The organism is Caloranaerobacter azorensis DSM 13643, assembly GCF_900129995.1.
Lineage (GTDB): Bacteria > Bacillota > Clostridia > Tissierellales > Thermohalobacteraceae > Caloranaerobacter > Caloranaerobacter azorensis.
In genome coordinates this window covers 1-11,339 of the sequence record NZ_FQXO01000076.1, presented here as the reverse complement: position 1 = coordinate 11,339, position 11,339 = coordinate 1, and the positions used below count along the sequence as shown (strand labels likewise).

18 protein-coding genes and 1 pseudogene are annotated in these 11,339 nt (G+C 27.7%); 16 read left to right on the top strand and 3 right to left on the bottom strand.

All coding sequences use genetic code 11. The features are described from left to right. The coding region (locus BUB51_RS10370; protein WP_200791945.1) for a hypothetical protein at nt 1-188 on the bottom strand (188 nt) is incomplete at its 3' end. Between the two features lie 173 nt (nt 189-361). On the opposite strand from BUB51_RS10370, the gene BUB51_RS10365 reads away from it, so the two are divergent. The 10 genes from BUB51_RS10365 to BUB51_RS10320 all read left to right on the top strand — a co-directional run bounded on the left by BUB51_RS10365 (nt 362) and on the right by BUB51_RS10320 (nt 6,639). Next, the gene (locus BUB51_RS10365) at nt 362-772 is read left to right on the top strand and encodes a DUF3842 family protein (RefSeq protein WP_035163322.1); all 411 of its coding nucleotides are present in this window, start codon (nt 362-364) and stop codon (nt 770-772) included. Between the two features lie 66 nt (nt 773-838). Further along, a complete protein-coding gene (locus BUB51_RS10360; protein WP_035163321.1) occupies nt 839-1,381 on the top strand; it encodes an ECF transporter S component in 543 nt (180 codons plus the stop codon). 93 nt (nt 1,382-1,474) lie between these two features. Beyond that, complete coding sequence (locus BUB51_RS10355) at nt 1,475-2,254, top strand: GNAT family N-acetyltransferase (protein WP_073197589.1); 780 nt, start codon at nt 1,475-1,477, stop codon at nt 2,252-2,254. Between the two features lie 14 nt (nt 2,255-2,268). Then, nucleotides 2,269-2,823: a DUF2284 domain-containing protein gene (locus tag BUB51_RS10350; RefSeq protein WP_073197588.1), complete on the top strand. Its 555-nt coding sequence runs from the start codon at nt 2,269-2,271 to the stop codon at nt 2,821-2,823. A 146-nt stretch (nt 2,824-2,969) separates the two neighbouring features. Continuing rightward, nucleotides 2,970-3,719: an Mrp/NBP35 family ATP-binding protein gene (locus BUB51_RS10345; RefSeq protein ID WP_073197586.1), complete on the top strand. Its 750-nt coding sequence runs from the start codon at nt 2,970-2,972 to the stop codon at nt 3,717-3,719. Between the two features lie 12 nt (nt 3,720-3,731). Next, nucleotides 3,732-4,109 carry a NifB/NifX family molybdenum-iron cluster-binding protein gene (locus BUB51_RS10340; protein ID WP_035163317.1) on the top strand — a complete coding sequence of 126 codons (378 nt, stop codon included), beginning with the start codon at nt 3,732-3,734 and terminating at the stop codon, nt 4,107-4,109. A gap of 1 nt (nt 4,110) precedes the next feature. Then, a complete protein-coding gene (locus BUB51_RS10335; protein ID WP_073197584.1) occupies nt 4,111-4,971 on the top strand; it encodes an ATP-binding protein in 861 nt (286 codons plus the stop codon). Beyond that, a complete protein-coding gene (locus tag BUB51_RS10330; RefSeq protein WP_073197582.1) occupies nt 4,949-5,809 on the top strand; it encodes an ATP-binding protein in 861 nt (286 codons plus the stop codon). The genes BUB51_RS10335 and BUB51_RS10330 overlap by 23 nt, the downstream gene beginning before the upstream one ends. A gap of 2 nt (nt 5,810-5,811) precedes the next feature. After that, entirely contained in the window at nt 5,812-6,168 is a 357-nt protein-coding gene (locus BUB51_RS10325; protein WP_073197580.1) for a NifB/NifX family molybdenum-iron cluster-binding protein, read from the top strand. Nucleotides 6,169-6,186: 18 nt separating this feature from the next. Next, nucleotides 6,187-6,639 carry a Fur family transcriptional regulator gene (locus BUB51_RS10320; RefSeq protein ID WP_073197578.1) on the top strand — a complete coding sequence of 151 codons (453 nt, stop codon included), beginning with the start codon at nt 6,187-6,189 and terminating at the stop codon, nt 6,637-6,639. A gap of 38 nt (nt 6,640-6,677) precedes the next feature. Here the strand turns inward: BUB51_RS10320 and BUB51_RS13180 are convergent, their stop codons facing one another. Together BUB51_RS13180 and BUB51_RS13610 are read right to left on the bottom strand one after the other, a co-directional pair. Beyond that, nucleotides 6,678-6,851 (bottom strand): hypothetical protein, encoded by a 174-nt coding sequence (locus BUB51_RS13180; RefSeq protein ID WP_156099395.1) that lies wholly within the window; start codon nt 6,849-6,851, stop codon nt 6,678-6,680. Between the two features lie 358 nt (nt 6,852-7,209). Continuing rightward, nucleotides 7,210-7,398 (bottom strand): annotated as a pseudogene (locus BUB51_RS13610) (SelT/SelW/SelH family protein); the annotation flags it as partial. A gap of 241 nt (nt 7,399-7,639) precedes the next feature. Between BUB51_RS13610 and BUB51_RS13280 the strand changes: the two are divergent. The 6 genes from BUB51_RS13280 to BUB51_RS10290 all read left to right on the top strand — a co-directional run. Next, nucleotides 7,640-7,813 (top strand): hypothetical protein, encoded by a 174-nt coding sequence (locus BUB51_RS13280; protein ID WP_197051391.1) that lies wholly within the window; start codon nt 7,640-7,642, stop codon nt 7,811-7,813. Nucleotides 7,814-7,873: 60 nt separating this feature from the next. Beyond that, a complete protein-coding gene (locus BUB51_RS10310; protein ID WP_073197577.1) occupies nt 7,874-8,494 on the top strand; it encodes a DedA family protein in 621 nt (206 codons plus the stop codon). A gap of 14 nt (nt 8,495-8,508) precedes the next feature. Further along, nucleotides 8,509-9,186 carry a TIGR01906 family membrane protein gene (locus tag BUB51_RS10305; protein WP_073197576.1) on the top strand — a complete coding sequence of 226 codons (678 nt, stop codon included), beginning with the start codon at nt 8,509-8,511 and terminating at the stop codon, nt 9,184-9,186. A gap of 78 nt (nt 9,187-9,264) precedes the next feature. Beyond that, nucleotides 9,265-10,236 carry a restriction endonuclease gene (locus tag BUB51_RS10300; RefSeq protein ID WP_035163305.1) on the top strand — a complete coding sequence of 324 codons (972 nt, stop codon included), beginning with the start codon at nt 9,265-9,267 and terminating at the stop codon, nt 10,234-10,236. 85 nt (nt 10,237-10,321) lie between these two features. Further along, nucleotides 10,322-10,894 (top strand): flavodoxin family protein, encoded by a 573-nt coding sequence (locus BUB51_RS10295; RefSeq protein WP_073197575.1) that lies wholly within the window; start codon nt 10,322-10,324, stop codon nt 10,892-10,894. A 107-nt stretch (nt 10,895-11,001) separates the two neighbouring features. Then, nucleotides 11,002-11,339, top strand: a 338-nt coding sequence (locus BUB51_RS10290; RefSeq protein WP_200791944.1) for a hypothetical protein, incomplete at its 3' end; no start/stop codon positions are given.

The window sequence follows — 11,339 nt, the reverse complement described above, 5'->3', positions numbered from 1 at the left end:
TAATTAGGAACTTCAATTGTTTCTATAATAGGAAGTTCGGTATCAACTTCGATTTTTCTATATGGTTTGCTTATTGGTTTATTAGTTCTAGGTTTTATAGGATTTTTAAAATATGGGATTAGAAGATAAATTACTAAAACATAAAGAATTCTGATAGTATTTGTTAAGTTAATAATTAAAGATTTCATTTTTGGTTTGTCTCTCCTTTCTTTTGTATTTCTTTTATATTTTTGGTGCTACTTAAAGTATATCCAAAGAGGGGGGAGACAACCAAACCTATATATTATTCAAATTTCAATGTTTGGGTGTCAAATTTGCTCTAAACTTTTGACACTACGATGTCCTAAAAAGGGGAGATGATATGAAAATTGCAGTTGTAGATGGGCAGGGTGGAGGTTTAGGCAAGTCGATTGTGGAAAAAATTAGGAATGAAATTAAAGATGATATAGAAATCATTGCACTTGGAACGAATTCTCTAGCAACCTCCAACATGCTGAAGGCAGGAGCTAATGCAGGGGCAACAGGTGAAAATGCTGTAAAGGTAATGAGCCAAAAAGTTGATATAATTATCGGACCAATAGCGATATTGATAGCGAACTCTATGATGGGAGAGATAACTCCGATAATGGCTGAAGCCATATCGACGAGTGAAGCGAGAAAAATTATTTTACCTCTTAATAGATGTAATGTCTATATTGTAGGGACACAAGAATTAAATATCAATCAAATGCTCGATTATATTATTGAGGAAATAAAAGAAATTAGGAAATAAAACCATGAAGGTAATCTTATAGAAAAGATTATTTTCATGGTTATTTTTTTATAGGAGGGATTGGATATGAATTTAAACAGTAAAACTAGAGAAATTGTTTTAGCAGGATTATTTATTGCGATAGGAATAGTCTTACCATCTTTATTTCATTTAACGGGCATTAGTGGAAAAGTTTTTCTACCAATGCATATTCCTGCACTATTAGCCGGATTTTTCGTATCATCTCCAATTGCATTTATTATTGGATTCTTATTACCATATTTAAATTCAATGGTTACAGGTATGCCGCCTCTATTTCCAATAGCTCTAATTATGTCTTTTGAGATAGGATTATATGGTTTAAGTGTATCTGTTTTCAGTAGAAGAATGAAATTAAATACTATTGTATGTTTGATCTTAGCAATGATTGTTGGAAGAATTGGTGGTGGATTAGTAGCTTATATTTTGTCTGTTCTTTTTGGAGTAAAAATAAAAGCGCTTATGTTTATTAAAGGTTCTATATTGACAGGTTTGCCTGGAATAATAATTCAACTTATTTTTATACCTATAATAGTATTGGCTTTAAATAAATATAGTAATAGAGAAATTACCGAAAAAAATACCCTATAGTTTTTTATAGGGTATTTTTTTAGTAAAATATTTGAATTAATCGAAGTTATACTGTATAATAATTAAAACTTATCAAAAGGGGAGTGTTTTATAATGATTAGACTACTTAATGATAATGATTATGATGTATTCATGGATTATGTTAAGAGAGAAAAAGAATTAAATTTATTCATTATAGGAGATGCTGAAAATTATGGATTCAATAACGAATTTCAGAAATTATGGGGAGAATTTAACCAAAAAGGAGAACTAATCGGTGTTTTGTTAAAATATTTTGAAAATTTTATTTTTTATTCAAGAGATGAATTTGATGTTAAAGGATTTTATGATATCATGAAAAGTGAAGACTTTGAAATGTTATCAGGTGAAAAATCTATAGTTGAAAGATTTGAAAAGCTACATAATTTTTCAAAGAAGAGAGATACATATTTTTGTAAATTAGATGAAGGTTCAAAACTTGAAGAAAATGAGTTGTTAGCTAAAGTAAAAAAGGTAGAATTAAAAGATGTTGATAGAATAATAGAACTAACTAAACTGATAAAAGAATTTTCTGAAAATATATCTGAAGAATCTATAAGAAGAAAATTTGAGGATAATACGGGTAGAGGATATTTTATAGAAGAAGATGGGAAAATGGTTTCAATTGTGCAAACTACGGCCGAAAACAGTACTTCTGCAATGATAGTAGGTGTTTGTACACATCCAGATTATAGAAAAAGAGGTTATGCGACGGCTTGTATGACTAAATTATGTAGAACACTTTTAAATGAAGGTAAAAGTTTATGTCTTTTTTATGACAATCCTAAGGCTGGTAAGATATATAAAAGGTTAGGCTTTAAAGATATAGGAATTTGGACAATGTATAGCAGATAAAGGAGTTTTTATATATGAATAAATTTAAAATTAGAGATTTTTTGAAGACATATGAGAAAATAAAAAAAGTTTATACAATAAGAGAAATAGCAATAGATAAAATCAAAATAACTCAAACAGTAAGAGACTACTGTGCTCGAAATAAGTGTGGACAATATGGTGCGAATTTTATGTGCCCACCATATGTTGGTGATATCGAAGATTTTAAAAAGAAATTGAAGACGTATGATGCAGGTTTTATAGTTGTAGTTAAAGATAGTGTAAATAATCCAAACGACATGGAAGAATTTTACAAACCGGCTTATAGACTTCATGAGATTATGTTAGAATTGGAAAAAGAAGCTAAAAAACTTGGATTTGAAAATTCATATGCTTTAATCGGTGGTAACTGTAAGTTATGTAAGATATGTAATGCAAAACTTGGAATAAAAGAGTGTAAATATCCTGATAAGGCTAGACCTTCTTTAGAGGCAATGGGGATAGATGTTATAGATACATGTAAGAGAATAGGAATTAATATTGAATTTAGGAAAGATGAAGTTACTTGGGTTGGATTGTTGTTAATATGATTTTGTGAAAAATGAGGGAAATATTCCCTTATTTTTTTGCGTTTAAAAATAGAAAAAATTACATATAATTATTGGCAAATGCATATAAAAAATGTATAATATAAATAGCATATGCCATAAATAAAAGCGGTAGAGGAGGTTATTTGATGGAAAATAAAATTAGCAAAATAATTGCAGTTATGAGTGGCAAAGGTGGCGTTGGTAAATCTTTTGTATCAAGCCTATTAGCAGTAAATTTGAACAGAGAAGGATATAAGGTTGGAGTAATGGATGCCGATATTACTGGTCCGAGTATACCTAAAATTTTTGGTATAAATAAGGTAAGGGCTCAAATAATAGATAAAAAATTACAGCCCGTTGAAACAAAAACAGGGATAAAAGTTATGTCATTAAATTTATTATTAGAGGAAGAAAATAAACCTGTTATTTGGAGAGGGCCATTAATTTCTGGAACAGTTAAACAATTTTACAGTGATACTAACTGGGGAGAGTTAGATTACTTAATAATTGACTTACCACCGGGAACTTCTGATGTAACGCTTACTGTTATGCAGTCTGTGCCTGTTGATTATATCGTTGTTGTTACATCGCCACAGGATTTAGTTAATTTAATAGTAGAAAAATCAATCCATATGAGTAAGATGATGAATGTTCCTATTTTAGGTATTGTTGAAAATATGAGTTATGCAGTATGTCCTGATTGTGGTAATAAAATAGAGGTATTTGGGAAAAGTAAATCTGAACAAGTAGCAAAAGAAATGGGATTAGATTTAATCGCAAAATTACCTATTAACTCAGGTTTTACTCAATTGTGTGACGAAGGAAAAATAGAATTATTCAGTCAAGAATTAGAAGAGTTTGCAAGTTTAGGAACGAAAATATTAGAAAAAATGTAGGAGGAATGAACTATGAAGGTATGTTTTAGTAGTGAAGGAAGAAATTTAGATAGTCAATTAGATCCGCGTTTTGGAAGATGTAAATACTTTGTAATAGTAGACACAAAAACGAATGATATTAAAGTAGTTGAAAATGAGGGACTTGTATCAGAACATGGTGCTGGCGTTTCAGCAGCTAATCTAGTTGTAGATGAGGGTGTAGATGTTGTTGTAACTAGAAATATTGGGCCTAACTCAATGAAAATACTTACAAATGCTAAAATAACTATTTATGAAGGCAAGGCAGATACAATTAATTCTAATTTGGAACTTTTAAAACAAGATAAATTAAATGAAATAAAGGAACCTAGAAAAGCACATTCTGGATTACAGAACAGGTGGGGAAGGTAAAATGAAGATATCTGTATTAAGTGGAAAAGGCGGTACTGGAAAAACTACGGTAGCTACTAATTTATCTTATTATTTAAGCAAGAAAGGAGAAAAGGTTCAGTATTTAGATTTTGATGTAGAAGAGCCTAATGGTTTCATATTTTTGAAACCCAAAATAGAAAATACTTTTGAAGTAAAAGTTAAAGTTCCACAAATTGATGAGTCTTCTTGTACACAATGCGGTTTATGTGCTAAAAAATGTAATTTCAATGCTTTATCGGTTACTAAAAATGGCGTTTTAGTTTTTGAAAAAATATGTCATAGCTGTGGGTTATGCAGTTTAGTATGTCCAGTAAATGCAATTACTGAAGTAGAAAGAGAGATTGGTAAAATTGAAATAGGATATACCGATAATCTTAAGGTCGTTAGAGGAGTACTTAACATAGGAGAACCTATGGGTATACCGATTTTAAAAGATTTAAAGAAATTAATAACTCCTGATTATATTAATATTATAGATTCTCCACCTGGCAGTTCATGCAGTGTTGTACATTCAGTTGAGGGCTCCGATTACGGAATTTTAGTTACTGAACCGACTAAATTTGGATTGCATGATTTAGAGATTGCTGTTAATGTTATACGACAATTAGGAGTACCGTTTGGTGTAGTTATTAATAAATCTGATGAAAACGACTATATTATTGAAGAATTTTGTAAAAAACAGGGAATAGATATAATAGAGAGAATACCATTTGATAGGAGTATTGCCCAAAAGTATTCTAAAGGTGAATTACTAGATGATAAAATATTTATGGAAGTTTTTGAAAATATTTTTTCTAAAATAATGGAGGTTTCAAATAATGAAGCAGATAGTTGTAATTAGTGGAAAAGGAGGCACAGGTAAGACTACTCTTACTTCTTCGTTTGCATATCTTGCTAAAAATAGAGATATAGCCGATTGTGATGTAGAAGCTCCAAATCTTAATTTGATTTTGGATAATACTCCAATGAAAAGAGAATTATATATCGGAGGTAAAATAGCCTACATTGATAAAGAAAAATGTATTGAATGCGGTAAGTGCAAGAGTGTATGTAGATTTGATGCTGTAAAGGATAATTTTCAGATAAATGATATAAAATGCGAAGGATGTGGAGCCTGCGTTGAGGTATGCCCTAATGAAGCTATTAAATTAATTGACGATGAGACAGGAGATGTTATCATAAGTTCTATTGAAGGTGGAAAGTTTTCGTATGCTCAACTTAGAATTGGTGCCGATGGTGCAGGTAAAGTAGTTACCAAAGTAAGGCAATCGCTTATGGAGGATGAGAATAAACCAGAGTTAATCATAATTGATGGTTCTCCAGGCATTGGCTGTGTTGTAATATCATCGCTTACAGGTTGTAATATGGCTGTAGTTGTGACTGAACCTACACAGTCAGGACTAGAGGATTTAATGAGAGTATTAAATTTAGTAGACTATTTTCGTATGAAAGCCTATGTAGTTGTAAATAAATTTGATATTAATTTAGAAAAAACAAAAGAAATAGAAGATTTTTGTAGTAAGAATAATTTTGAGGTTGTTGGTAAAATACCTTTTGATCCTTATGTTAATAAGGCAATAAAGGAAAGTAAACCAGTAGTACAATTTGATGAAAGTATTGCTGGTAGAGAGATTAAAAGAATTTGGAATATAATAAATGAAAAGATTAAGGAGGTATAATAATGAGAATTGCGTTAGCCGTTGATGGCAATTATGTATCACAACATTTTGGACATTGTGAAGGATTTGAGTTAGTTGACATTCAAGACAATGAGGTGAAAAATAGAGTTTTTGTTCCAAATCCGGGACATAGGCCAGGATTTCTACCAAAGTTTTTAAGTGAAAAAGGAGTTAATACTATTATTGCTGGCGGTATGGGTGAAACAGCTCAAGCTTTGTTTAATGAAAATGGAATAGATGTTTTAGTTGGCATTAGTGGTAGTATTGAAGATGTAATAAAGGAATATATTGATGGTAAATTAGTATCTTCAAATGAAGTTTGCGAAAGACATGAACATCATGGAGAATGTGGCCATTAAAAGAATTAGGAGAATTTTATGCAAGGCAAAAGATTAATTTATATAGAAAATATTTTAAAGGAGAACGGCTATAGAATAACTGATCAGAGGAGAAAAATAATAAAGCTATTTTTAGACAATCCGAATAAGCATTTTCATCCAACAGATATTCATTCTTTTCTCGTTGAACAGGGAGAATCTGTTGGTATTGCAACGGTATATAGGAATATAAAAATTTTATTGGATAATGGCATAATAGAAGAAGTAACATTTAACAATTCAAAATTGTATGAACTAAAACTATTTTCAAGAAAGAGCATCCATGTGCATTTTATCTGTTTAAAATGTAAAAGAGTATTAGATTATGTTGACGTAGATACTTCACTTAAATTGATTAAAATAATAAATGAAATTGAGAAAAGATATGATTTTAAAATTGAAGATAGTGAGATTACTTTTACAGGTTTTTGTAAAAAATGTATGGTTAATTAGTAAAAGCCCCAATATTGACGGGGCTTTTTAATTTTATTTTAATATCTAGAGAAACCGCCGAATAATACTAATGGTATAAATAATAAAATAATCCACCAGTAAGAACCATAATTATATCTATGTCTTTGTTCTTCATTTTTCTCTTCTTTTTCATTCTCTATTTCATCAATTACTTCAACTGGTGGTACATAATATCTATATCTTCTAGGCATAAACCAGAAACCTCCTTTAAATAACTTATATACGTAAATATTTATACTTTAATATATGGTATGTAAATAGAAAATGATTTGTTACTTAAGAAAAAAATGGCATTTTGCCATCAGACTGTTGACAGACTTGTATCTTTTAATATTTATGAAAATGAAAGCGAATGCTTGAAAGAATTTAGTAAAAAAACTAGGTGAAAATTTTGAAGAAAATCCGTAGGTTTGACAGGATGTCAAACCAGCATCCTACAAGACAGGATGTCTTGATTAGGTGCGTTAGGATTTTCTAAAAATTTGAGCCTTAAGTTTTTTCTAAATTTGTCTGCATGAGCGTCATGTTCATAAACGTTCACATAATAATTTATATTTTTTTCCTAATTATACTTTCAACTTCATCTTCATTAGGGAATCTTCCTAATTCCTTTTTTGAAAAAATTAATTCATCATTAAATTTAACTTCAAAAACTCCACCCGAAGAAGGCAATAATGTTATAGATTTGATTTTATTTTTATGTTCTTTAAGTAATTTTTCTGTAAGGCTAACTGCCTTAGAGCGGTATCCTCAAGAAGTACAATATTCAATGCTTATTTTATTTTCCATATGAAAGAACCTCCCTATGATTTTTTTATTTTATTATATCCATCAAAATTAAATATATCAAATAAAATATTGAAAATAAAGTAAAATATAACTATATTGAGTTTAAATTGTAATAAACTTATAGAATATTTATATATTAAAAATTACATACTAATATCGAAAACTTGATTAAAATTAAAGGAGTGTCTATATGGATACAAAACCAAATTTTGAAGAAATAAAAAGAAGGTTTAAAAATGCTGATTTAGATGAAAAAATAAGAATTTATACGACAACTCAAGGACTTACTGTTGAACAGTTTAAAGAATTATTAAGAATGTTTCCTATACAACATTTAGATAAATTAGAAAAAGCTATGGCATAAACCCGAATTTTCGGGTTTTTCAATTTTCTTTAATTTTACTAGATTTTTTAGAGGTGGCAAATGGAGAATGTTATTTTAGATATTATAGATAGGTTGACTAATAGTAATAGATTATTTCTTTATCTATTTTTCTTTTTTTCACAATGTTTACAAATAATTTTTCCACCATACCCCGGAGATATGGTATTAGTTATAGAAGGATATTTGTCTGAACTTTTACACTTGAATATTTACTTTGTATTAATTATTGCATGGTTTGGAACTTTTTTATCATCTTTAATGTTATATAAACTTGGAGAAAAAGAGAAAGAAAAAATACTGCAATTAAAAATTATTAGAGTTATATTTGATACTGAAAAATTTATAAAAATAAAAGAAATGTTTAATAAGTATGGTTCTGCGGCTATTTTTATAAGTAAGTTTATTCCCGGTATACATTCTTTCACGCTTTTGATAGCTGGAATTTTTGAGGTAAATAAAAAGTTAGCTTACCTTACAATTGGAATAGTCAATATTACTCATCATGCATTGTTGATTATTTTAGGGAAAATATTAAAAGAAAATTGGGCAATAATTATTAATATGATGAAAACTTACAATAAATATATTATCATTGCAATAATTGTTTTTGGTTTTTTTTATTTGTTATCTATACGAACTAATAAAAAGAAATTCGATTAGCAAAGGAAGATTTTATGAGGGAATATACAAATTTATTTGCAATAATTTGTATTGTCTGTTTACCAATAGCTATGTTACTTATAAATTTAGAGGTAGCAGCATTTGATATTAGTTTTTTTAAAAGCAAATACGAAGAATATAATATAGAAGACGTAACGGGAATAAGTGAAGAAAATTTAATGTTAATTACAGAAAAGTTATTAGATTATCTGAAAGGCAAAAGAGAAAATATTATTATTTTTACAGAAGTAGGAGATAAAATCGAACAAGTTTTTGAAGAAAGAGAATTGTTACATCTCAAAGATGTAAGAGAGCTATTTAGGAAAGGATATATTATAAAAGATTTGACTTTATTGTTAAGTATAGTTTCATTGATATATATATTTTATAAAGATAGAATTAAATTGAAAAAGATTTTAATTGTTACATCTTTGATACAGTTAATTTTAATGGGCTTACTTTATATATTGATATATTCAGATTTTTATAAGTATTTTACTTATTTTCATAAAATTTTATTTTCAAATGATTTGTGGTTGCTTAATCCTAAAACGGATATTTTGATACAGATGTATCCGCTAGAATTTTTCAGCAGTATTACTTATAGAATATTTGTATTATTTTTATCGGAGATTCTAGCTTTACTATCGATAGCTTTATTATTACCATGCAGAAAACATTCTAGCATATAGGCAGATGTCTATGTGTTTTTTTGTATAAAAATTTTAAAAGAGGATATGCTTATTAAAAACTGATAAGCAGGTGATTTAATGGATATAACAAATGCCTTAAAAATTACAAAAAAACGTATAGACAATTATAAAAACAAAAAGAGATTAAAAAAATATTATTTAGAAGAAATGAATAAAGGGAAATCATATGTAGCCATAATTTTAGATGGAATCATGTTAAGACTAATAATTGCTTTTGGCTTCTTTTTATATTTTTATGTCAAAACGGACGACTATTTATTTAGTTTTGCAGTTTCTGTTCAGTTCTTTATAATATTAAATCTGCTATTATATCAAATCAATACTATTAAATTTAATAGAGTAATAAAAAAAACTAATGAAATAGTTGCAAAAGAGGAGATTTTAAAGGATTTATTGAATAAAACTCCATATGAATTTATAGAGTATTGTTATAATGTATTAGATAATATAGGTTTGGAAGACTTAAAGATGTTGCATCAAAGAGATATTGATATGATAGGTAATTTCAAAGGAAAAAGTATAGGAATTAAATGTTTACAATATGAAGATGATTATAAAGTTACAATAAAAGATGTTAAAGAATTTTTCTTATCTCTAAAAAAGATGGATATAGAATCGGGTGCTATAATAACAACATCAACATTCACAGAAGATACTAAAGATTTTTTACCTAAATTACAGGATCATATAAGGATCTATCTGTTTGATAAAGATAGTTTTGTTGAATTGATTAAAAAGACAGAATTATATCCTAAAGAGCGAGAAATCGAAAAAGTAATAATAAACAGAATGCGAGATAGAAATAAAAAGATTAGAGAGTATAGAAAAAATTTATTATCAAAAGGAAAGTCTTCTAAATATATTTTTTTAAGTGCCATAATATATTTTTTTGGTAAATTTACTAACTATCAAAAATATTATAGTATCGCATCTTATTTTTTACTTATTCTTGGATTGGCATCAATAATTAAAAATATTGTAATATTTTTAAAACCAGAAGTAGAAAAAAATGAAGATAGTTTCATATGATATTTACAATAGCTTATAATTGATATAAAATTTTAGTAAAGTTATTTGATACAAATTACATCAATAAAGATTTTTTGGAGGTTTTATGAGAAAAGTACTTGCAGTTATGGGTAGTCCTAGAAAACACAAGAATACAGATATTTTATTAGATAGTGTATTAGAAGGTATAAAAAAATATAATGCTGATATAAGAAAAATTTATCTTAAGGATTTAAATATTAATTTATGTACAGGTTGTTACTATTGTTCTAAAACAGGAAACTGTTTTATAAACGACGATATGAACGAATTATACAAAGAGTTTAATGAAAGTGATGGTATAATAATAGCTTCTCCCTTATATTTTAATACAGTTAGTAGTCTAACAAAAATAATGATAGATAGATGTCAAGTTTATTGGTCTAGTAAATTTATTCTAAAAAATCCGTCTATTGATGTAAATAAAAATAGAATAGGAATGTTTATCGCTACAGGAGGTGCTCCTTATAAAGAGGGACATTTTGACGGATGTATTCCTGTTATAGATTTTTTCTTTAAAGCTATTAACACTAGGTATAAATATAATCTATTAATTTCTGATACTGATCGTTTTCCTATATGGGAAAGAGAAGACATATTAAACGAAGGTTTTAATTTGGGGGTAAAATTTTTTGAATAGGAGGATAATTAACAGTTACAAAATATTTATAAAAACTTATAAAAACCTTAAAACAATTATAAATTCAAAAAGTAGTTAAGGAAGATTATAGAGGGAGTTAAAAGGAAATGAATAAATCTATAGCCGGAAATAAAAATATAAGAACATACAAAATGAGAATAAAAGACAAAAAATTCAAATCAAAGGTTATAGATTATATTTACAAGTATAGACATTTTGAAAACATGTATATAATACTCCTTAATCAAGACTATAAACAAAACATTGGAGATTTTAGGTTGTTAACTAATTATGAAATAATGAGAGCACTATTTAGGGGAACTACTCCAAAAAAGCTAGAAGAAAAATTAACTTATATCAGAAATAAATACGAAAACCATCAAATAATGAATGACTTAATAAACTTATCTAAAGAACTTAAAATTCATAATATAGTAGAAATAAT

Bases quoted from the DNA above. Each gene is read 5' to 3' on its own strand.
- BUB51_RS10365 (WP_035163322.1), top strand. From the start codon at position 362: ATGAAAATTGCAGTTGTAGATGGGCAGGGTGGAGGTTTAGGCAAGTCG.
- BUB51_RS10360 (WP_035163321.1), top strand. From the start codon at position 839: ATGAATTTAAACAGTAAAACTAGAGAAATTGTTTTAGCAGGATTATTT.
- BUB51_RS10355 (WP_073197589.1), top strand. From the start codon at position 1,475: ATGATTAGACTACTTAATGATAATGATTATGATGTATTCATGGATTAT.
- BUB51_RS10350 (WP_073197588.1), top strand. From the start codon at position 2,269: ATGAATAAATTTAAAATTAGAGATTTTTTGAAGACATATGAGAAAATA.
- BUB51_RS10345 (WP_073197586.1), top strand. From the start codon at position 2,970: ATGGAAAATAAAATTAGCAAAATAATTGCAGTTATGAGTGGCAAAGGT.
- BUB51_RS10340 (WP_035163317.1), top strand. From the start codon at position 3,732: ATGAAGGTATGTTTTAGTAGTGAAGGAAGAAATTTAGATAGTCAATTA.
- BUB51_RS10335 (WP_073197584.1), top strand. From the start codon at position 4,111: ATGAAGATATCTGTATTAAGTGGAAAAGGCGGTACTGGAAAAACTACG.
- BUB51_RS10330 (WP_073197582.1), top strand. From the start codon at position 4,949: ATGAAGCAGATAGTTGTAATTAGTGGAAAAGGAGGCACAGGTAAGACT.
- BUB51_RS10325 (WP_073197580.1), top strand. From the start codon at position 5,812: ATGAGAATTGCGTTAGCCGTTGATGGCAATTATGTATCACAACATTTT.
- BUB51_RS10320 (WP_073197578.1), top strand. From the start codon at position 6,187: ATGCAAGGCAAAAGATTAATTTATATAGAAAATATTTTAAAGGAGAAC.
- BUB51_RS13180 (WP_156099395.1), bottom strand. From the start codon at position 6,851: ATGCCTAGAAGATATAGATATTATGTACCACCAGTTGAAGTAATTGAT.
- BUB51_RS13280 (WP_197051391.1), top strand. From the start codon at position 7,640: ATGGATACAAAACCAAATTTTGAAGAAATAAAAAGAAGGTTTAAAAAT.
- BUB51_RS10310 (WP_073197577.1), top strand. From the start codon at position 7,874: ATGGAGAATGTTATTTTAGATATTATAGATAGGTTGACTAATAGTAAT.
- BUB51_RS10305 (WP_073197576.1), top strand. From the start codon at position 8,509: ATGAGGGAATATACAAATTTATTTGCAATAATTTGTATTGTCTGTTTA.
- BUB51_RS10300 (WP_035163305.1), top strand. From the start codon at position 9,265: ATGGATATAACAAATGCCTTAAAAATTACAAAAAAACGTATAGACAAT.
- BUB51_RS10295 (WP_073197575.1), top strand. From the start codon at position 10,322: ATGAGAAAAGTACTTGCAGTTATGGGTAGTCCTAGAAAACACAAGAAT.